This window comes from Streptomyces sp. NPDC004065 (assembly GCF_044903565.1).
Lineage (GTDB): Bacteria > Actinomycetota > Actinomycetes > Streptomycetales > Streptomycetaceae > Streptomyces.
Genome location: NZ_JBJDQT010000009.1, coordinates 19,705 through 43,822, shown reverse-complemented (window position 1 = coordinate 43,822; position 24,118 = coordinate 19,705). Strand labels below are relative to the sequence as shown.

Here is a 24,118-nt window from a genome sequence, read left to right as displayed (position 1 = left end):
GACGTCACCGTAGGGCCTGGCGGTGTCCGGCGGGAGACCGCCTGGTGAAGCCTCGGCCGCCGGCCTCAGCCGCCGGCCGGCACCGCCACGAACGCCTCCCTGGGGGTGGCCGTCGGGCTGTAGCGCGAGGTGCTCGCGGTGGTGGGGACGAGGTCCTTGTGGATGGTCCGGGCGATGTTCTGGATGGTGGTGACGCCGTAGTTCATGGTGCTGTTGTCCTGGGTGAGCACCGTGATCGTGTAGTCGTGGCCGGCGCCCTTGAAGGTGCCCACGCTGTGCACCCGCCAGCCGTGCGTGGCGCGCTGCAGCCAGCCGTTCTTGACGTGCACGGCGACGGAGGACGGCGCTCCGGCGGGTGTGCCCCAGCGCTGCGAGGAGACGACCTGGCCCATCAGCTTCAGTATGTAGGCGCGGGAGTTGTCGCTCAGCACGGAGTTCTTCGCGGTGACCAGGGCGAGGAGCTTCTGCTCGTCGCGCACGGTGATCTGCGTCAGGCCCCAGTAGCCGTTCGAGCCCGGCTTGGTCTGGGTCATACCGGCCGCGGTGAGGAACCCCTTCACCTTGTTGAGGCCCAGCTGCTTCCACAGGGTGCTGGTGGCACTGTTGTCGGACTGGGTGATCATCGCTTTGGTGAGGGTGACCTCGCGCGAGGTGAGGTAGCGGTTGTGCTTCTTGGCGTCCCACAGCAGCGTGGCCAGCACCGTCACCTTGACCACGCTGGCGGAGTCGTAGGCCGTCGACTCCCGCAGCGTGCACGTGGTGTTGGTGGAGCGGTCCCGCAGGCCGACCGCGACGGTGCCCTTGCGGCCGGCCATGGCCGCGGTGATGTCCTTCTTCAGCTTGGCGGCCAGGCCCGCCTTGCCGGAGGTGCAGCTGACGGTGGGTGCGGCGGCCGCGGCGGGCGTCGCGGCCACCACGCAGGGGACGAGCATCCCGGCGCCCGCGCCGAGTGCCGCGAGCGCCTGGGCGCGTCGGGGTATCCAGTGAGTCATGCCCAGATGACACCCGGGCGCGCGGTGAGGGTTGTACGGGCGGGGCAGGGTTTGACGAGTCGTTACCGGGCGGGACGGGGTTCGGCGAGGCGCTGCCCGGGCGTGGCGTGGCCGGGGGCGAACACCGCAACGGTCCTGACCGCTGCGACCCCGGGCTGCCGTCCTGTCTCCGCGTGTGAGGTTCGGCCAGGGCCTACCGGACATCACCCATCCAGAGCCGCCGCCCCAACTCGTCGAGGTCGGCCCGCCGCTCTTCGTACTCGGGCAGCGCGATCCGCAGCAGCCGCCAGAAGTCCTCTCGGTGTCCGGACACTTTCACGTGGGCCAGTTCATGCGCGATGACGTAGTCGATCAGGTGCATGGGCAGCTGGAAGAGAGGCCACCCGAGACTCATCAGTCCCCTGGCGCCCGACCCGGCCTGCGGCGGCCGGTACGAACCCCACCGGTCTCCCAGGTCCCGCACGTCGAGTTCCGGCTCGGGCACCCCCATGCGGGCCGCCCAGGGCTGAAGCCGGTGTCCGGTCCAGTTCCGGCCGGCCCGGCAGTACCAGTCGACCAGCGCCGCCCGGCCCGCCTGTGGCTCCGCTGCCAGATCCGGGCCCATGACAAGGCGCCCCGCGATCAGCCGAACTTCTTTGGCTGCCCCTTCCTCACCGGATACAGCCAGTCGATAGGTCCGCCCCAGATAGCGGAAGACCTCTCCGTCGGCAAGCCGCTTGACAGGGCTCAACGGGCGTGTGCGCTCCCGCTCGCGCCTCTTGGTCAGCAACCAGTCCCGGTGCGCGCGTACGAACTGCTCCGCTTCGGCTGTCGAACGTCCGGCAGGGGTGTGCAGGGTGAGGGTCGCGTCGGTCTCAACGGTCAGTGCGAACCGTTTCCTGCGGGCACTGGCGCGCACGCGCAGAGCCAACCCGTCCACCGTGAGCAGGGGTGGGGGGACGGAGTATGTGGAAGGATCGGCCGGCGCGGTCACCACGCTATTCTCCCCTCGCCCTGGCCCGGAACTGCCGAAGGTTGTCCTGCGCGAAGGAGGCGAGTCGCTCGGCCGCGCTGTCCATGGGCGCCCAGTCCGCACCCACCGGCCGGACCCCGCTCCTGAGCAGGACTTCGTGAAGGTCTCCGGCCAGCATGCTGATGTCCTGGTGCTGTCCCTGGTACGACGCCCTGGCCATGACCTGGGTGGCGACGTCGCACACCTTGCCCGTGAGCTGCCGGACGTCTGCGCCATCGGCGAGCCTGATCCCGGGTGTGTCCTGAAGGATCTGTTCCACGAGCCGGTACACCCTCTGTTCGAGCGGCGTCAGACCGGCGAGTTCCGGGGACTCCTCCTGTTCTTGCCTGGCCTCCTCGATGAGCGGGCCGAACTCCTGGATCTGCTCCTCGAAGCGACCCGGCATCGTGCGCAGGATCTCTTCCAGGCGCTTGGAGAGCCGCTCGTACTTCGCGGGGTCCTCCCTCTTCGTCCGCTCCTCCAGGTGGAAGCGGAGCGCGTGACCCATCTCCGCCGCGGCCTCCTGCGGCGGCAGCCGCCGCACGGCGTCGTCGAAGGTGACCGCGGTGAGCGAGACCGGTGGAATGACCTGATCGATCTCCGGGCCCTCGAGGTGGTCGGCGATCATGGCCCGAACCTTGCGGCCGTACCGGCGCATCGTGAACGTGCCGCCCTCGTCGTCCCGGCACAGTCGCCGCACCCGCTTCTGGAGCAGGGTCCAACGCCTGGCGTCCCCGACATAGTTCAGGGCATCTTCGTGCGGAAGGACGCGCTCGAGGGTGGCGAGGAACGCGTGCAGGACCTCGTCGAAGCCGAACCGAAGGTCTTCGGGTTGCAGTGCGAGAGCTGCGGGCCCCAGCTTGGCGAGCTGGTCGAGCTCCGCGTCGTCGATTCCGTTGTGCCGCAGGAAGTCCCGGACCTTCTGTGCGGCGGGCCCGAGTTCGTTCACCTCGTAGGACAGGTCGCGCATGGTGTCGGTGACATCGGTGTTCCGGTACCCGGCCAGTGCGCTGGACAGATGCTCGAAGACGCCGTAGTAGTCGACGACGTAACCGACTTCCTTGCCGGGCGAGGTGCGGTTGACACGCGCGACGGCTTGGAGCAGCTCGGCGTCCCGCATCGGCCGGTCCAGGTAGAGCACCTGTTCGCGCGGCGCGTCGAATCCCGTGAGCAGCATGGACTTCACGATCAGGAAGGCGATGGGGCTGTCGGGGTGCACGGGGTCGGGCACCGAGGTGGGAAGCGGCGGCGACTCGCTGTTCGCGGGCTCGGACCACGGGGTGTTCATGCCGTCGGCGGGGCCGGTCGGCGGTATCGGGGCCTGCGGTGGGTTGAAGGGGGTTACGGCGACCCACTCCGGGTCGGGCGCCAGCTCGGGGAACGCCTTCTGGAAGCGCTCGGTGTAGGCCTCCTGGCGGCCGGCGTCGGTCCACTCCCGCCACTCCCCGCGCTTCTGGCCCGAGCCCGGTGAAATGACGGGGACGAAGTCGACCCGGCGCAGCAGCGCCCGGAACTGGTAAGCCTGGTAGAGGTAGCGCAGCCTGCCGGACAGCTTCTCCGGCGGAATCCCGGCCACCGACTCCGGGTTGAAATCGGACAGCCGGGCCAGCAGTTCGTCACGGGCCTTGCGCAGGGCGTGGTGGTACTGCACGGCCGCCTTCCGGCTGACGGCAGCCACCTGCGCCTTGAAGCCACCGGGCAGCACGGTGGTGACCCAGTGCTCCAGCATGTCCTCGGCCTTCGCCTCGATCATGGGAACGGACTCGGCGACGTCCCGCTCGGTGGGCCACCGCTTGAGCAGCGCAGCCCGCTCCTCGGGCGTGCGGTCCCGGACGAGGTCGTCGAACCCCGCGTCGAGAACCTCCCCGTCACGCACCTCCCCCTGCCCGGTCCGCCCCTCGTAGCGGATACGTACGACGACGCCGTCGTGCTCGGCGTCCTCCATTCGGTACTCGTCGAGGAAGCCCCGCGGCGAGTCGCCCCGCCCGAAGATCCGGCGCGTGTCCTCCTCACGCCCGGTGATGATCGGTGTACCCGTGAACCCGATCTTGGCGGCGTTCGGGATCGCCTTGCGCAGGGCGGCGTGCAGGACGCTGGTGTGGGAGCGGTGTGCCTCGTCGACGAGGACGAGGATGTCCGGCGACGTGTTGCACTCGGGGAAGTCCAGTCCAGGGCCGGGGCTCTCGTCCTCGCTCCGGCCCGATCCCTCTCCCGTCAGATCGCGGTCGTCCGCGCTGCCTTCCGCGTCCCCGGCGAACGTGAACCCGGTCCCGTACTTCTGGATCATCCCGAAGACGACGCGCCGCCCGCCGTCGCGCAGCAGCCCTTCCATCTGCGTCCGGGTCTTCGCCGTCTCGACGTCGGACTCGCTGAGTTTCAGCGTCCGCGAGAGCTGGGTCTGCAACTGGATGCGGTCGGTGACCACGACCACCATGAACTCACTGAGCCGAGGGTGCAGATGCACCCGCCGCACCAGGAACGTCATGGTCAGCGACTTGCCGGAGCCCTGCGTGTGCCAGATGACACCGCCGCGCTCGTCCTCGGTGTCACGCCCGGCGCGGGCCCGCCCGGTCAGCAGTCTGCGCACGGCCTTCTCGGCGGCCCGGTACTGCTGGTGCCGGGCGACGGCCTTCACGGTCCGCACGGCCCCGCCGTCCGCGTCCGACTCGACGGTCATCGGGATCACGTAGTGCCGTACGACGTTGAGCAGGGCGGCCGGCCGCAGGACCACACCGACGAGCTTCTGCTGCTCGCGGAGCGGCGCGGGCGCGGCCGGGTCGGAGCCGTCCACGAGCAGCCCGGCGGTACGCAGCTCCCGCCGCAGCGTGCTCCCCTCCTCCGGTTCGACGCTGCGCCACGGGTGGAAGTGCTCGGGTTCGGAGGTGACGGTGCCCAGGTGGGCGGTCTCGCCGGTCGCGGCGACGAGGAGCTGCACGGTCCGGAAAAGTTCCGGCACACCGGCGGGGACCGGAGCACCGGTGGCGTCGAGGTCAAGGACGGGGTTCCCCGCGTAGTGCCGGAGATCGAGCACGGCACTGCGGACGGGCTCGGCCAGATCGGGGCTCTTGCACTCGACGGCGACGAGCGGGATGCCGTTCACGAAAAGGACGAGGTCGAGTATGGACAGTTCGCCGGAGCGGCTGCGCACACGGAGCTGGTCGACGACGGTGAAGGTGTTGCGCGTGACGAGGTCCGGATGCCACTCGACGTACTGGACGGTGGCGGACGGACCACCGTGCGCGGCGGAGGGCGAGGGAAGCGTCCAGCCGTGCAGCAGCATGTCGGTGGCGGCGAGGTTCGCCTGCACGACGCCCTTGCCCAGGGAGAGGGAGGCAAGTTCGCCGACCGCCCGCCGGATGTCGTCCTCACCCATCCACTGCTGACCGTCACTGCCCCGGAGGTTGATCCGCCGCAGCGCTGGCCCGAGTTGGTCGACGAGCAGCGGCACCGCCGCGTCGAGCGTGTCCAGCTCCACGCCCGGGACGTGCGTCCACCCCATGGCCTCCAACTGCGCGACTAACGGCCGCTCCACCTCGTCCCGCTCGACGTGCACCACCACAGCCCCGCGCCTCTCTCCGTACGTCCCGCTGTTCCCCGGAGATCCATTCTGCGCCCGGGGGGCGGGGTGAGGGGAAGAGAACCGGACGTAGGAGACGGCTGAGCGCGCGGACATACAGGGGCTTTGAGCCAACAAGTCCGCACGCTCGGCGGAGTAGGGCACGTCAGGTGCCGGGAGCCTCTTCCGGGACGGCGCCCGAGTCCTCGTCGTCGTGGGGCACGGCCAGGCGCGCTCCCCGGCTGCGGGCGATGCGGTGCACGTCGTGGAGCGCCTCGGCCAGGCGGGCTGCGAAGTAGCGGAGTTGAGGCGTGGTGGCCTTGGCGTCCCCCAGGAGATCGACGGCGTGGCCGAGGAGGTCGTCGGCCATACCGAGCTGGACGGTTTCCACGTCGTCGGCGAGGCGCGAGAGACGGCTGGTTCCCGTGTTGTCGGTCACGAGGTAGCAGGGCTTGCCGTCGAGGTTGGACCAGGGGAGGAGGCGGGGCCGGCCTGCCGAGGTGGCGGCGTCGTGACTCTTGTGGATCACGAGACGGCCACCTCGTTGCCCCAGATTCGGCGCGAGCCGACGTCGACACCGTGGATGCGTCGCGGCCCTACGTCGATGCCGTGCACGGCGAGCCAGAGGGTCCGGCGACGGGCACGCTGCTGCCTGGCCTGGGCGCGTCGTTCGTGGGCGAGGAGGTAGGGGCGAACGAGCCGGGAGTCCTCGCCGTGAAGGAGGGCCTCGTGCGGGGAAGGACGGCGGCGGGGTGCGACGGGACTGGCCGACACGGGGGTGGGCCGCGCCGATCCGCCGGCGCGGTGCCGGTGCCGGTTCCGCTGCCGATGGCGCCCGGAGGCGGGCCACAGCAGCCGCAGCAGCGGCTCGACGAGGCAGGCGATACGGTGCAACACGTCTTCAACTCCAGTGTGGTTGAGGGCCATGCCCCCGGGCCGTTGGTAGCGGTCGCGGGGGTCTTCCGTGCCCGAAGGCAGTCGACGTGCAGGGACGTCGCTGTGTAGTGATCCACTCACAGAGTGAGACGGGCCGGGCTAGGCTCGCCAGGGGGTCGGATGTGACAACGCATCTGTCACACGGGAGTTGACGATGAGTAACATCTATGGGGAGTGGTTGAAGGCGAAGCGCGAAGCGGCCGGGATGACACAGCAGGAGCTGGCGACAGCCGCCGTCATGACGCGTTCGCACATCGCGCACATCGAGGCGGGCAGGCGCACCCCGTCGAAGGAGGACGCGAGACGCCTCGACAGGGCGCTGAACACGGGCGATGTACTCAGCAGCTTCCTGCCGGACGAGGACACCGCAGTCGCGGGGTACTTCGAGGCGGCCCTTCAGCTCGAACAGCAGGCGACGATGATCCGGGAGTTCGCCCTGTCGTTCATCCCCGGCATCCTCCAGACGGAGAGGTACGCACGTGCGGTTCTGAGTACGTCGTTCCCTCCGGTGGGTGAAACGGAATGTGACAGGCTCGTTGTCACACGGCTGGAGCGGGCGAAGATCCTGGAGGACCCGGTGTCACCCGTAGTGTGGGCACTGCTTGACGAGGCTGTGCTGCGGCGGGTGGTGGGCGGGCCGGATGTCATGGCGGAACAACTCCGCCACATCGTCAAGCTGGCGGAATCAGGACGCGTACGCGTCCACGTGTTGCCCTTCGCGCTGGGGGTCCACCCCCTCATGCAGAGCATGCTCACCCTGCTCAAGTTCGAGGATCAGCCTCCGGTGGCGTACTCCGAAGGCATCCAAGTAGGCAGGATTCACGACTCCCCCGCCATGGTCGACCGCCTTGAAGGCACCTACGATCTCGCGCTAGGCGACGCAATGCCGCTCAAGGAGTCACTGACCCTGATGAGGGCGACAGCAAAGGACTACGAACACCGTGAATGAACCCATCATCCCCAACGCCTCCTCGCTGCACGGCTGGCGCAAGTCGACGTACAGCGGCAACGAAGGAGGCAGCTGCATCGAGGTCTTGGACGGCTACACGACCGGTGTCCCGGTCCGTGACTCGAAGGTCCCTCAGGGGCCCGCGCTGGTCTTCTCGTCGACCGGCTGGACATCGTTCGTCACAGCAGTCAAGGACGGCCGCCTGCCCGCCTGATCGCTCACCACCACGATTCATCCGGCCCGCACCCCTTGGGCGGGCCGGACACCGTTCCTCAGGCCGCCAAGGCAGAAGCCTTGACTCGCCCCGACAGTAGATCGTCCACAAGCCCTTGCTTGAGCTCACGGAGCTTGTTGAGCTCTTCTTCCTCACGCCCGATCTGCTCGTCACAGGCCTCCAGCGTGGCTACGATGCGCCGCTGTTCAGCCAAGTCGACTGGGAGATCGATCTCCAACTCCCCCAACCGGGATGGATTGACATTCACCTGCTGCACCGCAACCGTTGAAATCGACCGCACCCGCTGACGAACGAGAGGGTGCATCAACCATTCAACAAGGTACTCCGGTGTCACGCGTCGCAGGTCCGGGACAAGGCGTACCAAATACGAGGCGAAGGTTGCGCTCGGCAATTCGTCACGCCACATGGCCGCCTTACCGATATGCTCCATACTGTTGGTCCTGTTGAACAGGACGTCTCCGCGCCGGAGAAACAACTTCGAAGGAACCGGAACCGGGCAATAGCGAAGATCATTCGCATCGATCCTGGCATTCTGAATATTGTTCATACGCAGCACGGGCACGCCGCGAGCATCCCTGTCAAGGGCTTCAGAGATCCCATATTCGGCCGAAGGAACAATGTCCTTCAACGGCACGTGAACCCAGCCTGCCGTTGGCTTACCACTTACTACAGACTCCATGGACGCCAGCAGAGCACCCTGCCGCACGTTACGGAGCTTTGTGATCGATGCCTCGACACTCCGCTCCAATTCCGTAAAGCTAGCGAGTACCTCAACGATCCGCCGCTGTGCAGCCACCGGAATCAAGGGGAATAGTAGCGCCCCGAACCGGTCGCCTCCCAGGTGAGCAATGCTGGTCGTCTGTTTGGCGATCGCCGCAAAGACCCCGGTCGCCAGCCAGCGCTCGAAGACCACCTGGGCATACGCAGGAAGAACATCAGCACCTGGCCGGAAGCGGATCAAAGTGTTCTGAAAGCAAAACTTTCCCTCCGCTCCGTCGTAAATTGCGCTGCGCCCAACGAGATCCAGGCTCTGCCCTTCGTTCAGCAGAATGTCACCGGGCTTAAGCCCATACGTCTCACGCTCTGCGCTAGTGAACCCCATTGTGTTCACGTCCGCGTAGTCAATCCGCCCCAGATGAACGTTCGCCACACGCAGATAAGGGAACTGTCCAGGCGCATCCCGGGTTGCTGGCGAGAGCTGCTTCCCCATACGGACGTCACCAACGTTCCGAACCTCGGTCCACTGGATCTCGGCGCTATCCCACATAACCAAGCTCCTCCAGGAACTCATCCAGCGCGCCCGCCGCCCGCTCCCGCCCCGCCCGAATCTCCCGCAACGAAACGGCGTACTTCTGCTCCCACGTCTCGTAAGAAGCTGCCAGTTCCCGCTGCCACCGCACCACATGCCCGTCCAGCTTCGCCGTCAGGTCGTCCCGCAACAGGTCAAGCACCACCCGGCGCTCCCCCTCCGCGTCCAGCTCCTCCCGCGCCCGGAACAAGCGCGGCGGCTCCTCCCCCAGGGTCGGCGGGTCGCTCGGGTACGGATAGCGATGGAAGTCCGCCTCAAGGCGTTTGATTTCTGCGCCCGCCTTCGTACGCGCCTTCTTCACCTTCGCCAGCTCAGCCGTGAGCTCGGCCAACTCCTCCACGCTCAGAGCCGCTTCTTCCGAGTCGGCCTCACCGTCGGCCGGGTCGCCGTCGGTCTCCACTTCCTCCCCGCCCCCGGAAAGCCGCGCGCTCAGCTCCTTGAACCGCGCGTCGGCCTCGGCCTTGCGTGCGTCCGCCTCCGCCAGTTCCTCCAGGAACTGCGGAGCGATCGCGGCGACCACCTTGTGGTCGTACGCCTGACGCCGCTCCGCTGCCGTCCGCGACCGCAGCTTCTTCGTCCGCGCGTCCTGTTCCGGCGAAAGCATCGTGTCGACGTTCTCGACCCACCCGTCGACAACACCGCCGAACCCGTTCTCCGACAGCGCAAGCAGGTCGTACTTGGCGTCCCACCACCACCCCGCGACCGCCCCCGCCAACGCGTACCGGTCCAGCAGCCCGACCCGGCCCAGCCGTTCCCCGAACGACTTCATCAACTGCCCCCGCACCGCCATCAACGCGGCCTTGCGCTCGGAGGACGTGGAGGAAGCGAGGGCTTCGGGCGTGGCCGCCACCGCCTCCAGCCGCTGGGCGGCCTCTTCCTCCCACCACTTGGCGAACTCCGCCCGCAGCGCCTCCTCCCGGGGACGCGCCAGCTCGCCCAGATCGGGACGGCCGCCCGCCGCCTCGTCCCGGAAGTCGACGTACTCCGGGTCCGCCGGCCCCCGCTCCACGAACAGGTCGGTCACCCCGATCCCGTACGAGTCGAGCAGCGGCTTCTTCGCCTCGATCTCGGCGCGCGGGACGCCGCCCACCAGGTGCGCCCGCACGTCCTGCGGCTCGGGCGGCGGCGTGTTGTCGACGTACCGGCGGATGTTGAGGTTGTCGTCGTTGGCAGCGAGTTCCTCGCGGGTCACGATCCGCGAGAAGCCGGGTACCTCCTCGTACGCGTGGAACGTCGAGACGATCTTCTCGGCGTGCTCGGGGAGCAGAATGTTCTGCGCCCGCTCCGCGTGGAACTCCCGGTCGGCGTTGATGAACAGCACCTTGCCCTCCCGCTCCCGGTCCTTCCGGCCCGGCGGGCGGAGCACCAGGATGCAGGCCGGGATGCCGGTCCCATAGAAGAGGTTCGGGGCGAGGCCGATGACCGCCTCGATGGTGTCCTTCTCCAGCAGCTCCGTACGGATCATCTTCTCGCCGCCGCCACGGAACAGCACCCCGTGCGGCATGACCGTGATCACCATGCCGCCGCGAGGGCCCTCCCGCTTGGCCTCCCACAGCATGTGCTGGAGGAACATCAGGTCGGCCTTGCCGCGCTCGCTCGTCGCCCCGTACTTGGCACGCTCGGCCGGGTGCGCCAGGTCCGCAAGGGTGTAGTCCAGGGAGAACGGCGGATTGCTGAGCACCCCGTCGAACCGGTCCTCGTCCGAGCGCGGAACGTGCGCCGGCTGCGCGAGCGTGTCCCCGGTGGCCAGGTCGAAGCGACGTACGCCGTGCAGCACCATGTTCATCGTCGACATGATCCAGGAGCCGGAGTTGGCGTCCTGACCGGCGAAGAACATCGACGATGTGTCGCCGCCGTGCTCCTCCACGTACTCCGCCGCGTGGATGAGCATGCCGCCCGAGCCGACGCACGGGTCGTAGATCCTCATGTTGTCGGTGGGGGCGAGGAGCTCGACCATCATGCGGACGACAGCGCGCGGGGTGTAGAACTCACCGCCCTTGCGTCCGGCCGTGTCCGCGAACTCCTTGATCAGGTACTCGTACGCGGCACCGATCAGGTCAGGGAACTCGAAGTCGTCCGTGCGCAGCCGGATACGCCCGAAGTGCGCGATGAGAAGCTTCAGGCGCTGGTCGGCGAGCTTGGCCGCGCCGGACGCGGCGCCCGATCCACCGATGCGGTTGAAATCGAGGTGGTCGAAGAGGCCCTTGAGCTTCGCGTTCTGGCTCTCGAGCGCTTGCAGGGCGGGACGCAGCGCCTTCTCGTTGATGTTGTGGGGGACGGCGGAGATCTTGGCCCAACGGGCCTCCTCCGGCACGTACAGCACATCGCGCTTGCGGTAGGGGCCCGGCTGCTCGAGGTAGCCGCGAAGCTCCTCGTCGCCGAGATTCAGCTCCTCGACGGCATACTGCCGGAGCCTGTCCCTGGCCGCCTCGAACTCGTCGTTGGCGCGCTTCAGGAAGAGCAGCCCGAAGATGTAGTCCTTGTACTCGGAGGCGTCCATCGTGCCGCGCAGAATGTCCGCGGCGGCCCACAGATGCCGTTCCAGCTGCGCGAGCGTGAGCTTGGCCACGTACGACTCCCTACAACCCGGCCTGAGACAACGGAGAGACTTTATTGCCCGGCCGGAGCCATATCGAAATCGGTGCGCGGACGGCCGCCGGGATCAGTACGTGGCGATGTGCAGCGCGTTCTCCACGAACTCGTGCACGTCTGTGTACGGGTCCCTGTCCCACTTGGCCACATGTGCCGCATGCCGGCTGTTCATCTGCTCGGCGTTCTTCCGCGCCGTCTCGTAGCGGCCGAGGATCTGGTGCGGCAGGACGACCTTGGGAGTCCTGGCGTCCTGGGAGCCTCGCTGGAACGGGAGCCGCGTGGCCGCCCCGTCGCAGACCCCGGCGAACGAGCCGCTGACCGGCTTGTAGTGGGCGAGCCGCCAGACCTCGAAGCACGGATGCGAGAAGGCGACTCCGATGCCCGCCTTCTCCGCCTCCTCCAACGCGTCGCGAATGTACGTGTATCTGTCGTGGTCGAAGAGACACCAGACCGCGGGCAGGTACTTCGCGTCCAGCCTGGCCCGCTTGGCCTTGCGGTCCTCCTCACGCTTCAGCTTGATCGCCTGCTCCACGAGGTCCAGCGGTTTGCGCCCGCTGTCCGCCTTGCGGTTGGCGATGTGCACCTCCACCGGGACCTTGTCGGCGTGCGGGACGCCCTTGTCCTTGAGGATGTCGAGATAGGAGGGCTCGGTCACCTTGCCCTCGGTGAAGACGAAGACCTGACGCCTGCGCTGTCCGCCCCTTCGGGCCGGACGCTCCCACGAGTCCCTGCCCTTGTGCGCCCGCCCCATCAGTCGCGCCCCGCCCGGTCCGCTCGCTCGCCTGTCTCGTCGTACGTGCCGGCCTCACGCGCCACGAGCAGTCGCCGCGCGATCTGTCCCTCCAGCAGGGCCGGAACCCCGCCGAAGGCCCCCGCGAGGTACGACTGCGTGAGGTCCTCGTCCTCGCCCGGCTCGACGTCGGTGAGGGGATACAGCGCGGTCGCCCCGTCCTTGTCCTTCTCCGTCAGCCACACCTGCGCCGGGTCGAGGAGCCGCTCGCCGCTCGGGGTGGTGAGCACCGTCGCGTCGTGCGAGGTGAAGACCAGCTGGGCGCCCCTGGGGTTCGCGTCGGGGTCATGGAAGAGCCGGACGACCTCGGCCGCGAAGCGGGAGTGCAGGCTGGCGTCGAGCTCGTCGACGAGCAGGACCGCGCCCTCGTCGAGGGCGAGGAGCAGAGGGCCCAGGAGAGCGAACCAGGAGCGGGTGCCGTAGGACTCCTCGTGCCAGTCGAAGGCCACATCCCCGGCAGTCGAATGGTGGGTCAGCTTCACCGCGTCCTGCCCCGGGCGGTCCTGGACGACCGTCGCTCCGGTGATGCCGAGGTCCGCGACCCTCAACAGCTCCTGGATCCTGGTGGCCCTCGGGCCGGACAGTTCCTTGGTGGTGTACCGCGCGCGCTCGTCCCGCTCGACCTCGGGGTTGATCAGCCAGAAGTTACGGCGGAACCAGTGGAACAGCGGGGAGAGCTGCGGATGGTTGTCCGTGCCGGCCGTGGAGAGCAGCAGTGCGTTCGGCCGCGTACGCCGCACGAGCTGGGCCCGGTCCCTGACACGCCCGCCGGGCCACTTGAAGACCTCCGGCCGGGAGGCGTCGCGGTCGAGCCATTCCTGACGGCGGCCGCGCGGGTAGCTGTGCAGCCACTCGGACTCGACACGGGTGGCGCCGAGCTCGAAGCCGTACGTCCAGCGGACCGAGTCGATGACGACGTCGACCTCGAAGAAGGAAGGTTCGCTCTCGCACTTGGGGTCCAGAGCGAAGACCTGGCGCGGGATGCCGTCGTAAGAGGCCCAGCGGGCGTATGAGTTGAGGACGGCGTTACGCATGTCGGTCATCGCGGTCAGCACGTTCGACTTGCCGGACGCGTTGGCTCCGAAGATCCCGATCAGCGGAAGGACGGAGACGGATTCCCCACCCGCAAGATCCACCGGGTTCGCCGACCCGCCCTGTTCGCCGCCCGGCACGACGAAGGACAGCTCCTGCTCATCCCGCAGGGACCGTACGTTCGCGACGCGGAACCTCAGCAGCACGCTGCCCTCCTCTCGGGCTCAGGGTAGTGGCCGCCTCCGGCATCGGCCCGGCCGGGACGCCTGCGACCTCACGGAACATATCCCTTGGAGGCCACCGCGACCAGCCGATCGGGTGATCAGCCCGTGCCCAGGTGGGTCGGTGCGAACATGCGCAGGAGCGCGGGGAGTACGACCACCGACGGGCCCGGCTCGGCCAGGGCCTTGGCCAGGTCGGTCTCCAGGGTCTCGGGGGACGTGCGGACTCCCGGCACGCCGAAGGACTCGGCCAGGGCCACGTAGTCGGGGCGGGACAGCTCGGTCGCCGTCGCCCGGCCGAAGGCGTCGGTCATGTACTCGCGCAGGATGCCGTAGCCGCCGTCGTCGACGATCAGCCAGGTGACGTCCAGGTCGTACTGGCGGGCGGTGGCCAGCTCGGCGATCGAGTACAGCGCGCCGCCGTCGCCGGAGACCGCCAGCACCGGGCGGGTGGGGTCGGCCGCCGCCGCGCCGAGGGCCGCGGGGAAGCCGTAGCCGAGACCGCCGGCGCCCTGCGCCGAGTGCATGGTGTTGGGGCCCTGGGCGTCGAAGGCCGACCAGGCCCAGTAGGCCAGGATCGTCATGTCCCAGAAGGACGGGGAGCCGGCGGGCAGGGCGCGCCGGACCGAGGCCAGCACGTCCTGCTCCAGGGTCAGTCGCTGCGCCGCGATGCGCTCGCGGACCTTGCCCAGCACCTCGCGCACCCGTCCGGGGGCGCTCGCGTCCGGCCGCTCCCGGACGGTCTCCAGCAGCGCCTGCAGCGCGAGGCGGGCGTCCGCGTGGATGCCGAGCGCGGGGTGGTTGGACTCCAGCTTGCCGAGGTCGGCCTCGATCTGGATCACCCGGCCGCGCGGCTTGAACGTGTGGTAGTTGGAGGAGAGTTCACCCAGTCCCGAGCCGGCCACCAGCAGGACGTCGGCGTCCTCCAGGAAGTCGGTGGTGTGCCGGTCCTCCAGCCAGGACTGCAGGGACAGCGGGTGCTCCCAGGGGAAGGCGCCCTTGCCGCCGAAGGTGGTGACGACGGGGGCGTTCAGCCGCTCGGCGAGGGCGAGCAGCTTGCCGGAGGCGTCGGCCCGCACCACTCCGCCGCCCGCGATGATCGCCGGCCGCTCGGCGCCGGAGAGCAGCTCGGCGGCGACCGCGGTCAGTTCGGGGCGCGGGAGGAGTTCCTCCGGGGTGGCGTCGAGCGCGGTCACCACCGGCAGCCGGGTCTCGGCGAGCAGCACGTCCTGCGGGATCTCCACCCACACCGGTCCGTGCGGGACGGTGAGCGCCGACTTCCAGGCCGCGGCGATGGCCGAGGGGATCTGGGACGGGGTGCGGACCGTGTGGACCGACTTGACCACGCCCCGGAACGAGGCGGCCTGGTCCGGCAGTTCGTGCAGATAGCCGTGGCGTCCGCCGCCGAGTCCGGCCGTCGGGACCTGGCTGCTGATCGCCAGGACCGGCGCGGAGGCCGCCGCCGCCTCCTGGAGCGCGGCCAGGGAGGTGAGGGCTCCCGGGCCGGTCGACAGCAGCAGCGGCGCGGCCTCGCCGGTGATCCGGCCGTAGGCGTCCGCCGCGAAGCCCGCGTTGTTCTCCACCCGCAGGCCCACGTAGCGCAGGTCCGAGCGGCTCAGGGCGTCGAACATGCCGAGGGCGTGCTGGCCGGGCAGGCCGAAGACGGTGGTGGCGCCGAGCCCGGTCAGGGTCTCCACGACCAGGTCCCCGCCGTTGCGGCCGGGGGGTGGGTTCAGGGCCGCCGTGATCTGCGCGGGCGTCGGGCGGAGTACCAGGTCGTGGTCGTGGGTCACTGCTCTTCGGTCCCCTGGGAGTGTCAGGCGTTGCGGTCCGCCGCGATCCGGCGGCTCATGAGGGTGGTCAGCTCGTACGCCGTGTGCGAGGCGGCGACCGAGGTGATCTCGGCGTGGTCGTAGGCCGGCGCGACCTCGACGACGTCCGCCGACACCAGGTTGCAGGAGGCCAGTCCGCGCAGGATCTCCAGCAGCTCGCGGGAGGTCATGCCGCCCGCCTCGGGGGTGCCGGTGCCGGGCGCGTGCGCCGGGTCGAGGCAGTCGATGTCGATGGAGATGTACAGCGGGCGGTCGCCGATGCGCTGGCGGAGCTGGTCGGCCACCTCGTCGGCGCCCCGGCGGTAGACGTCCGCGGAGGTGACGATGCCGAAGCCCATCTTCTCGTCGTCGGTGAGGTCCTGCTTGCCGTACAGCGGGCCGCGGGTGCCGACGTGGGAGAGGGCGGAGGTGTCGAGGATGCCCTCCTCCACCGCGCGGCGGAACGGGGTGCCGTGCGTGTACTCGGCGCCGAAGTAGGTGTCCCAGGTGTCGAGGTGGGCGTCGAAGTGGAGCAGGGCCACCGGGCCGTGCTTCTTCGCCACGCTCCTGAGAAGGGGCAGCGCGATGGTGTGGTCGCCGCCGAGGGTCATCAGGCGGGCGCCGGTGCCGAGCAGCTCGTCGGCGGCGGCCTCGATGGTCTCGACGGCCTCGTTGATGTTGAACGGGTTCACCGCGATGTCGCCGCCGTCCGCCACCTGCGCGAGGGCGAACGGGGAGGCGTCCTGCGCCGGGTTGTAGGGGCGCAGCAGCCGGGACGCCTCGCGGATCGCGTTGCCGCCGAAGCGGGCGCCCGGCCGGTACGAGACGCCGGAGTCGAACGGCACGCCCACGACGGCGACGTCGGCGGTGCCGACCTCGTCCAGGCGGGGCAGCCGGGCGAAGGTCGCGGGGCCGGCGTACCGCGGGACGCGGGAGGAGTCGACCGGGCCGCGGGGCGTCTCGTTGCTGCTCATGGTGAAATGCCTTCTTTCTCGCGCTTTTTCGCGCGTGTACTGCTTTCGCCCCGACTCTACTGGTGAGCCGGGACCGGTTCGGTGGCGAGTTCCGGGCCCCCGCGGCCGGCCAGGCGCTCACGCCAGGCCGCCAGGACCGCCTCGTCGGTGGGCCGGGTCGCCAGGGAGACGGCGACGTAGGCGACCAGGGAGGACAGCAGGCCGTAGTAGACGGGCTCGTTGGCGAGGATGCCGAAGGACGCCATCAGCCCGACGACCGCCAGGCCGCCGACGATCACGGAGGCCAGCGCGCCCTGCACGGTGCCCCGCTTCCACAGCAGGCCGCCGAGGATCGGCACGAGCAGTCCGCCGACGAGGAGGTTGTAGGCGACGGTCAGCGCCTCGACCACGTTGTTCAGCGCGATCGCGGTGACGATCACCGCGACACCCATGATCAGGATGAAGGCGCGGTTGCCCTTGACCTCGTCGTGCCGCTCGCCGTCGGGCCGGACGATGCCGCGCAGCCGCGACCAGATGTCGTTGTTGGCCACGGTGGCGCAGGCGATCAGCGCGCCGGAGGAGGTCGACATCACGGCGGCCAGGGCGGCGGCCAGCACCAGGCCCCGGACGCCGACGGGCAGCTCGTCCTTGACGATGGTGGCGAAGGCGTCGTCGGCGCTGCCCAGGTCCGGGTAGAGCACCTTGGCGGCGGTGCCGATGACGGCGCCGGCGAGGGCGTAGACCAGGCAGTAGGTTCCGGCCACCGTGCCGCCGAGCCTGGCGGTGCGGTCGCTGCGCGCGGTGAACACCCGCTGCCAGATGTCCTGGCCGATGAGCATGCCGAAGGTGTAGATCAGGACGTAGGTGAAGATCGTCTCGCCGCCGATGCCCAGCGGGTCGAAGTACTCGGTCGGCAGCTTCGCCTTCATCTCGCTGAACCCGCCGGCCTTGACGACGGCGATGGGCAGCAGGAGCAGGAGCACGCCGATCGTCTTGACCACGAACTGCACCATGTCGGTCAGCGTGATCGACCACATGCCGCCGAGGGTGGAGTAGGCGACGACGATCGAGCCGCCCAGGATGATCGCGACGGTGCGGTTCATGTCGAACAGCACGTCGAAGATCGTGGCGTAGGCGATGGTGGAGGTGACGGCGAGCATCAGGGTGTACGCCCACATGACGACACCGGAGATGACGCCGGCCCGGCCGCCGTAGCGCAGGTCGAGCATCTCGGAGACGGTGTAGACCTTCAGCCGGGCGATGCGGGCGGAGAAGAACACCGACAGTGCCAGCAGGCCGAGGCCGATGGTGAACACCATCCAGGCGCCGGACAGGCCGTACTTGTAGCCGAGGCCCACGCCGCCGATGGTGGAGGCGCCGCCGAGCACGATCGCGGCCATGGTGCCGGAGTACATGGCGGGTCCCAGGCGGCGGCCGGCCACCAGGAACTCGCTCTTGGACCTGGCGCGGCGCATGCCCCACCAGCCCATGGCCAGCATGCCGGCCAGATAGACGACGATCACTGTGTAGTCGACGGCCATGGGGCCCTCCTTCGCGCACATCCCGGTGGCGTGTCGTGCAAAGACGCGGGGTGCTCCTGTTTGCGGAGCGGGGTGCTCCGCCGGAGCGGGGTGCTCCTGATGGGGAGCGGGGTGCTCCTGAGGGGGAGCGGGACGCCGGCCAGGATCCGCGGGGACATCCGCCCGTACCCGCGGCTGCCGGTCCGCCCTCGACAGTAGGTGGCCGGAAAGCGACTGCGAAGTGTACGTTTCATCCATTCGACCGGACCGGAATGGAGGGAACGCACATCATGCCGGACACTCACGCGCCGTCGGCCCCCTCCGCCTCCCCGGTCCCGCCGACCTCCGGAGCCACTTCGGCCTCGTCCGCCGCCCCCGCCACCCCCGCCGCCCCCGCCGCTTCGGCCTCCCCGGCCCCGTCAGCCGCCCCGGCCCGGTCCGCGGCCCCGTCCGCCTCCCAGGCGCCGTCCGCCCCGGCGGTGCCGCCCACTCCGCCGGTCCCGCTGTCGGCGCTGCTGGCCCGCGAGGACCTCGGCCTGCGCCGGATCGCGGGCCCGGACGGGGACACCGTGATCCACTGGGCCCACACCTCGGAGATGGCCGACCCCTACCCCTACCTGCTGGGCGGCGAGCTGCTGCTGACGGCGGGCGTGCACGTGCCCCGGGAGGTGCTCGGCGACCCGGCGAGCACCTACTTCGACGACTACGCCGCCCGGATCACCGCGGCGGGCGGGGCGGCCCTCGGCTTCGGTCTGGCGCCGGTGCACGACGCCGTGCCGCCCGCGCTGGCGGCCGCCTGCGACGCGCACGGCCTGCCGCTGCTCGAGGTCCCGCCGCGGACCACCTTCTCGGGCGTCGCCCGCGCCGTCTGGCAGCTGATGGCGCAGGCCCGCCTCGCCGAACTGCGCCGGGTCACCGAGGCCCAGCAGAGCCTGGCCGCCGCGGCCTCCCGCCAGGACCCGGTCCCCTCCGTGCTGCGGCAGCTGGCCCAGCGGGTGGGGGGCCGGGCGGTGCTGTACGGGCCCGACGGCACGCTGATCGCCGCGGCGGGCCGCGAGCAGTCCGACCAGGTGGCGCGGGCGCTCGCCGCGCTGGCGGCCGTGGTCCGCCCCGCGCCCGCCGCCGGCGCCGTTCCCGCCACCGGCGCCGGCGCCGGACCCACCGGCGCCACCCGCTCCACGCCGTCCGGCCGCACCGCCTCCCCCGCCTCCGCCGTCCCCGCCTCCCCCGTCCACACCGCCGCCGCCCGGGCCGCGCCCGCCGGGCGTCCCGCGCCGACCTCCGCCACCGACACCGCCGGCGGCAGCCACCTCGCCGCCTACGCGCTGGGCAGCGGCCAGGGCTTCGTGCTCGCCGTCGCCTCCCCGCACCGCGACCCCGGCGACCACACCATCGCCTCGGTGGCCGCCGTCCTGCTCTCCCTGCTCACCGGGGAGCACCAGAGCGGCGCCGGCGCGGCCCGCTCCTCGGCGCTGGTACGGCTGCTGCTGGGCGCCGCGCCCGAGGAGGTGGCCCCGCTGCTCGGCGGCGGGGGGTGGATGGTGGTGCACGCGCGGCCCGACGCGCAGGCCGCGGACGCGGTGGCCGCCTCGGCGCTGGGCGCGGCCCTCGGCTCGGCGCTGGTCGACCTCGCGGACGGCGTCGTACGGGTCCTGGTGCCCGCCGGGCGCGAACCGGCGCCGCAGCCCGGCTGGACCCTGGGCGTGAGCGCGGCCGTCGCGCCGGGCGACTGGCCGGCCGCCGACGCCCAGGCGGCCCGCGCCCTGGCCCGGGCCCGCGCCACCCGCACCGCCCTGGTCCGGCACGGAGCCGGCCGCGGCCTGGCCGACCTGCTGCCGCCCGGCGAGGCGGAGGCGCACGCCCGCGCGCTCCTCGAGCCCGTCGCGGCGGTGCCCGCGCTCACCGAGACGCTGCGCACCTGGCTGTCGCTGCACGGCAGCTGGGACCGCACCGCGGTCGCGCTGGCCGTGCACCGCAACACCGTGCGCCAGCGCATCGCCCGCTGCGCCGCGCTGCTCGACGCCGACCTCGACGACCCCGACGTGCGCATGGAGCTGTGGTTCGCGCTGCGCCGCGGCTGACCGCGTGCCTCGCGCCTCGCGCCGCAGGCATGGCACGCCCCGCTTTCCCGCGCCACAGGCGTGGCGTGACCCCTGTCCCAGCGGCCGGGACGGCGACCACGGACCCCGGCGGCTGCACCACAATGGGGACCATGCCGATTCCCGGGACACCCAGCCGCGCCGAGCTCGTCGACCACCTCGTCAGAACCCGTATCGCCGGGGACGTCGCCACCCCCCGCGAGAACAACCTCTCCCACTACCGCAAGCTCGCCAACGGCGACCGCAACTACTGGCTGGGCCTGGAACTCGGCGACCGCTGGAGCGACGAGCAGGACGTGCTCGCGGTGATGGCCGAGCGGGCCGGCGTCAGCGACGACCCGGCGCACCGCCACGGCCAGGACACCATCGACCCGGAGCTGACCGTGGACGCCCTGGAGCGGCTGGCGGGCCGGCTGCGCAAGGCGGCCGAGGGACGGCAGCGGGTGCTGCTGGCCACCGGGCACCCCGGCGGCCTGCTGGACGTGCACCGCGCCACGGCCGCCGCGCTGCGCGCCGCGGGGTGCGAGATCGTCGTCATACCCGACGGGCTGCAGACGGACGAGGGCTACGTCATGCAGTTCGCGGACGTCGCGGTCCTGGAGCACGGCGCCACGCTGTGGCACACCCACTCCGGGCAGCCCATGCGCGCCATCCTCACCGGCCTGGAGCGCGAGGGCCGCCCGCTGCCCGACCTGGTCGTCGCCGACCACGGCTGGGCCGGCTACGCCGGTCAGCACGGGGTGGACGCGGTCGGCTACGCCGACTGCAACGACCCGGCCCTCTTCCTCGCCGAGGCCGAGGGCACCCTCCAGGTGACCGTGCCCCTCGACGACCACGTGGTCAGCCCCCGGTACTACGACCCGATGACGGCGTACCTGCTGGACCAGGCGGGCCTGGCGCGGTAGCGGCCGGGGACGGGACCGGTGACAGCCCGCGCGCCGGGGGCCCCGCACCTGGCCCCGCGCGGCGCCCCGCTCACGGCCAGGGGTTCAGGCCCTCCGTGCGGCGCTGGGCGTGGCCCGGGGTGGGGTCCAGGTAGACCCGGCTGATCGCCGGGAACGCCTCGCGCAGCCGCTGCTCGGCCTGTTCGCAGGCCCACTCGATCTGGGCGGCGGTGGACACGTCCCGGAAGTCGACCTTGGCGGCCACCAGGGCCTCCCGCGGGCCCTGCACCAGCGTGGTCAGCTCCAGCACCGCCTCGATGTGCTCCACCGCCAGCAGCTCGGCGCGGATCCGCTCCCGGGTGGAGCGGGGCAGCGCCCGGCCGATGAGCAGTTCGGCGTTGGACCGGCCCAGCACCCAGGCGACGTACAGCAGCAGCGCGCCGATGCACAGCGAGGCGATGCCGTCCCAGACCCCGGAGCCGGTGAGCTGCCCGCCGAGCAGTCCGCCCGCCGCCAGCAGCAGGCCGGCCAGCGCGGCGGAGTCCTCCATGACCACGGCCTTGACCGCCGTGTCGGGGGTGCGCCGCAGATAGCGGCCGAAGGGCACGTCCAGCCGGGCCGCCTCGCCGTGCGTCTGCCGCACCGCGGTGCGCAGCGAGAACCCCTCCAGCACGAAGGCCACCGCGAGCACGAGGTAGGAGACCAGCGGGTCGCCGAGGTCCTCGCCCTGGACGAGGGTGTGGACGCCGTCGTAGAGGGAGAAGACCGCGCCGCCGACGAAGGTGGCGACGGCGGCGAGCAGCGCCCACACATAGCGTTCGGGCCCGTGGCCGAGGGGGTGGTCCTCGTCGGCGGGTTTCCCGCTGCGTTTGAGCGCGGTGAGCAGCAGCACCTCGGTGACCGTGTCCGCGACCGAGTGGGCGGCCTCGGAGAGCATCGCGCTGGAGCCACTGATCACTCCGGCGATCGCCTTGGCCAGTGCGATGCCGAGGTTGGCCAGGGCGGCGACGATCACCGTGAAGGTGCTCTCGCCGTCGCCGGTGTCCCGCTGTGCCGTTTCCCGCGCGGTGTCCGCCATGCCCCTCAGTGTTCCCGGGGTACGCGGACCACGCCTTCCTGGATCACCGAGATGGCCAGCCGGCCGTCCTGCGTGTAGATGCGGGCCTGGCCCAGTCCCCGGCCGCCGTGCGCGGAGGGCGACTCCTGGTCGTACAGCAGCCACTCGTCGGCCCGGAAGGGGCGGTGGAACCACATGGCGTGGTCCAGCGAGGCCCCGACCACGTCGCCGACCGCCCAGCCGCCGCGGCCGTGCGCGAGCAGCACGGAGTCCAGCAGCGTCATGTCGGAGACATAGGTGGCGAGGACGACGTGCAGCAGGGGGTCGTCGTCGAGCTTGCCGTTGGTGCGGAACCACACCTGGGAGTGCGGCTCGCGCGGCTCGCCGTACCGGCCGTACGGCGGCTCGTCGACGTAGCGCAGGTCGACGGCCTCACGGGCCTCGAGGAAGCGCTCGACGACCTCGGCGGGCAGATGGCCGTAGCCGCGCATGCGCTCCTGGGAGGTCGGCAGGGTCTCCGGGTCGGCCGAGGGGGGCATCGGGGCCTGGTGGTCGAGGCCCTCCTCGTACGCCTGGAAGGAGGCCGAGAGGTGGAAGATCGGCTGCCCGTGCTGGACCGCGACGACCCGCCGGGTGGTGAAGGAGCGGCCGTCGCGGATGCGGTCCACCGTGTAGACGATGGGCGCGCCGGGGTCGCCGGGGCGCAGGAAGTAGGCGTGCAGCGAGTGCGCCTGCCGGTCGGCGGGGACCGTGCGCCCGGCGGCGACGAGCGCCTGCGCGGCGACCTGCCCGCCGAAGACCCGGGGGACGACGGCGGAGCGGGAACGGCCGCGGAAGATGTCCTGCTCGATCCGCTCGAGGTCGAGCAGATCGAGCAGGGACCTCAGTGCCTGACTCATATGTCAGTTGTATCGTGCACGGTTTTCCTGGGGGTGTCCGGGGACCCTACAGGCCCATGTCCTTGGCGATGATCGTCTTCATGATCTCGCTGGTGCCGCCGTAGATGCGGTTGACGCGGTTGTCCGCGTACAGGCGGGCGATGGGGTACTCGTTCATGTAGCCGTAGCCGCCGTGCAGCTGCAGGCACCGGTCGATCACGCGGTGGGCGACCTCGGTGCAGAACAGCTTGGCGGAGGCGGCCTCGGCCGGGGTCAGCTCGCCGGCGTCCAGGGCCTCGGTCGCGCGGTCGGCGACCGCCTCGGCCGCGTCCACCTCGGCCTGGCAGGCGGCCAGCTCGAACTTGGTGTTCTGGAAGTGGGCGACGGGCTTGCCGAAGACGGTGCGCTCCTGCACGTACTGCTTGGCGAACCGGACGGCGGCCTTGGCCTGGGCGTAGGCGCCGAAGGCGATGCCCCAGCGCTCGGAGGCCAGGTTGTGGCCGAGGTAGTAGAAGCCCTTGTTCTCCTCGCCCAGCAGGTCCTCGACCGGCACCTTGACGTCGACGAAGGCCAGTTCGGCGGTGTCGGAGGTGCGCAGGCCCAGCTTGTCCAGCTTGCGGCCGACGGAGTAGCCCTCGGACTTGGTGTCCACGGCGAACAGGGAGATGCCGAAGCGGCGGTCCTCGGCGGTCGGGGCGGAGGTCCGGGCGCAGACGATGACCCGGTCGGCGTGCACACCGCCGGTGATGAAGGTCTTGGCGCCGTTGAGGACGTAGTGCGTGCCGTCCTCGGAGAGCTTGGCGGTGGTCTTCATGCCGGCGAGGTCGGAGCCGGTGCCCGGCTCGGTCATCGCGATGGCCCACATCTCCTCGGCGGAGACGAACTTGGGCAGGTAGCGCTTCTTCTGCTCGTCGGTGGCGAGCATCTTGATGTAGGGGAGCGCGAGCAGGACGTGCACGCCCGAGCCGCCGAAGGTGACGCCCGCGCGGGCGGTCTCCTCGTACTGGACGGCCTCGAACTTGTGCGACTCGATCCCCGCGCCGCCGAACTCCTCGGGCACGTTGATCCCGAACAGGCCCAGCTCGGCGAGCTTGTAGTAGAACTCGCGGGGCACGATGCCCTGCGTGAACCACTCGTCGTAGACGGGCACGACCTCGGCCTCGATGAAGGCGCGAAGGGTCTCCCGGAACGCCTCGTGATCCTCGTTGAACACCGTACGGCGCACGCCGCCACCTCCACGTACTTCGGCACTGTCCAAGCGCTTGCTCACACAAACGTACCGATCAGTAGGCTCACCCGTAAAGAAGCGGCAG

The 24,118-nt window shown here is 70.5% G+C and carries 19 protein-coding genes; 4 read left to right on the top strand and 15 right to left on the bottom strand.

What is annotated here, in order from left to right; all coding sequences use genetic code 11:
* Positions 1 to 65 precede the first annotated feature (65 nt).
* The 5 genes from ACI2LW_RS12815 to ACI2LW_RS12795 form a co-directional block, all read right to left on the bottom strand.
* On the bottom strand, positions 66 to 992 hold the full coding sequence (locus tag ACI2LW_RS12815; protein WP_404731213.1) for a serine hydrolase: 927 nt from the start codon (positions 990 to 992) through the stop codon (positions 66 to 68).
* A gap of 193 nt (positions 993 to 1,185) precedes the next feature.
* Positions 1,186 to 1,911, bottom strand: coding sequence for a M48 family metallopeptidase (locus ACI2LW_RS12810; RefSeq protein ID WP_404731324.1), 726 nt, complete (start codon positions 1,909 to 1,911; stop codon positions 1,186 to 1,188).
* 58 nt (positions 1,912 to 1,969) lie between these two features.
* On the bottom strand, positions 1,970 to 5,542 hold the full coding sequence (locus ACI2LW_RS12805; protein ID WP_404731212.1) for a type I restriction endonuclease subunit R: 3,573 nt from the start codon (positions 5,540 to 5,542) through the stop codon (positions 1,970 to 1,972).
* Between the two features lie 163 nt (positions 5,543 to 5,705).
* A complete protein-coding gene (locus ACI2LW_RS12800; RefSeq protein ID WP_404731211.1) occupies positions 5,706 to 6,068 on the bottom strand; it encodes a hypothetical protein in 363 nt (120 codons plus the stop codon).
* Positions 6,065 to 6,436: a hypothetical protein gene (locus tag ACI2LW_RS12795; protein ID WP_404731210.1), complete on the bottom strand. Its 372-nt coding sequence runs from the start codon at positions 6,434 to 6,436 to the stop codon at positions 6,065 to 6,067. Before ACI2LW_RS12795 ends, ACI2LW_RS12800 begins: the two co-directional genes overlap by 4 nt.
* A gap of 193 nt (positions 6,437 to 6,629) precedes the next feature.
* Here ACI2LW_RS12795 and ACI2LW_RS12790 point away from each other — a divergent pair, with 193 nt between their 5' ends.
* The gene (locus ACI2LW_RS12790; protein ID WP_404731209.1) at positions 6,630 to 7,424 is read left to right on the top strand and encodes a Scr1 family TA system antitoxin-like transcriptional regulator; all 795 of its coding nucleotides are present in this window, start codon (positions 6,630 to 6,632) and stop codon (positions 7,422 to 7,424) included.
* Positions 7,417 to 7,638: a DUF397 domain-containing protein gene (locus tag ACI2LW_RS12785; RefSeq protein WP_404731208.1), complete on the top strand. Its 222-nt coding sequence runs from the start codon at positions 7,417 to 7,419 to the stop codon at positions 7,636 to 7,638. The genes ACI2LW_RS12790 and ACI2LW_RS12785 overlap by 8 nt, the downstream gene beginning before the upstream one ends.
* Positions 7,639 to 7,696: 58 nt before the next feature.
* On the opposite strand, the gene ACI2LW_RS12780 is transcribed toward ACI2LW_RS12785, so the two are convergent.
* The 7 genes from ACI2LW_RS12780 to ACI2LW_RS12750 form a co-directional block, all read right to left on the bottom strand.
* Positions 7,697 to 8,869, bottom strand: a complete 1,173-nt coding sequence (locus tag ACI2LW_RS12780; RefSeq protein WP_404731207.1) for a restriction endonuclease subunit S — start codon at positions 8,867 to 8,869, stop codon at positions 7,697 to 7,699.
* A 46-nt stretch (positions 8,870 to 8,915) separates the two neighbouring features.
* The gene (locus tag ACI2LW_RS12775) at positions 8,916 to 11,537 is read right to left on the bottom strand and encodes an N-6 DNA methylase (protein ID WP_404731206.1); all 2,622 of its coding nucleotides are present in this window, start codon (positions 11,535 to 11,537) and stop codon (positions 8,916 to 8,918) included.
* A gap of 93 nt (positions 11,538 to 11,630) precedes the next feature.
* Positions 11,631 to 12,311, bottom strand: coding sequence for an RloB family protein (locus ACI2LW_RS12770; protein ID WP_404731205.1), 681 nt, complete (start codon positions 12,309 to 12,311; stop codon positions 11,631 to 11,633).
* Positions 12,311 to 13,588: an ATP/GTP-binding protein gene (locus tag ACI2LW_RS12765; RefSeq protein WP_404731204.1), complete on the bottom strand. Its 1,278-nt coding sequence runs from the start codon at positions 13,586 to 13,588 to the stop codon at positions 12,311 to 12,313. Before ACI2LW_RS12765 ends, ACI2LW_RS12770 begins: the two co-directional genes overlap by 1 nt.
* 116 nt (positions 13,589 to 13,704) lie before the next feature.
* The gene (locus ACI2LW_RS12760; RefSeq protein ID WP_404731203.1) at positions 13,705 to 15,396 is read right to left on the bottom strand and encodes a thiamine pyrophosphate-binding protein; all 1,692 of its coding nucleotides are present in this window, start codon (positions 15,394 to 15,396) and stop codon (positions 13,705 to 13,707) included.
* Positions 15,397 to 15,419: 23 nt separating this feature from the next.
* A complete protein-coding gene (gene speB, locus ACI2LW_RS12755; RefSeq protein WP_404731202.1) occupies positions 15,420 to 16,388 on the bottom strand; it encodes an agmatinase in 969 nt (322 codons plus the stop codon).
* A gap of 56 nt (positions 16,389 to 16,444) precedes the next feature.
* Positions 16,445 to 17,908 carry a sodium:solute symporter gene (locus ACI2LW_RS12750; RefSeq protein WP_404731201.1) on the bottom strand — a complete coding sequence of 488 codons (1,464 nt, stop codon included), beginning with the start codon at positions 17,906 to 17,908 and terminating at the stop codon, positions 16,445 to 16,447.
* A gap of 269 nt (positions 17,909 to 18,177) precedes the next feature.
* Here ACI2LW_RS12750 and ACI2LW_RS12745 point away from each other — a divergent pair, with 269 nt between their 5' ends.
* Both ACI2LW_RS12745 and ACI2LW_RS12740 read left to right on the top strand, forming a co-directional pair.
* Positions 18,178 to 19,968 (top strand): helix-turn-helix domain-containing protein, encoded by a 1,791-nt coding sequence (locus ACI2LW_RS12745; RefSeq protein WP_404731200.1) that lies wholly within the window; start codon positions 18,178 to 18,180, stop codon positions 19,966 to 19,968.
* Between the two features lie 131 nt (positions 19,969 to 20,099).
* Complete coding sequence (locus ACI2LW_RS12740; RefSeq protein WP_404731199.1) at positions 20,100 to 20,891, top strand: phosphatase; 792 nt, start codon at positions 20,100 to 20,102, stop codon at positions 20,889 to 20,891.
* A gap of 70 nt (positions 20,892 to 20,961) precedes the next feature.
* Here ACI2LW_RS12740 and ACI2LW_RS12735 read toward each other — a convergent pair whose 3' ends face one another.
* Genes ACI2LW_RS12735 through ACI2LW_RS12725 form a run of 3 tightly spaced genes read right to left on the bottom strand, consistent with a single transcriptional unit; the run spans position 20,962 to position 24,030 of the window.
* Complete coding sequence (locus ACI2LW_RS12735) at positions 20,962 to 21,948, bottom strand: cation diffusion facilitator family transporter (RefSeq protein WP_404731198.1); 987 nt, start codon at positions 21,946 to 21,948, stop codon at positions 20,962 to 20,964.
* A 5-nt stretch (positions 21,949 to 21,953) separates the two neighbouring features.
* The gene (gene tesB, locus ACI2LW_RS12730) at positions 21,954 to 22,826 is read right to left on the bottom strand and encodes an acyl-CoA thioesterase II (RefSeq protein WP_404731197.1); all 873 of its coding nucleotides are present in this window, start codon (positions 22,824 to 22,826) and stop codon (positions 21,954 to 21,956) included.
* Positions 22,827 to 22,872: 46 nt separating this feature from the next.
* Positions 22,873 to 24,030, bottom strand: coding sequence for an acyl-CoA dehydrogenase family protein (locus tag ACI2LW_RS12725; RefSeq protein ID WP_404731196.1), 1,158 nt, complete (start codon positions 24,028 to 24,030; stop codon positions 22,873 to 22,875).
* Positions 24,031 to 24,118 lie beyond the last annotated feature (88 nt).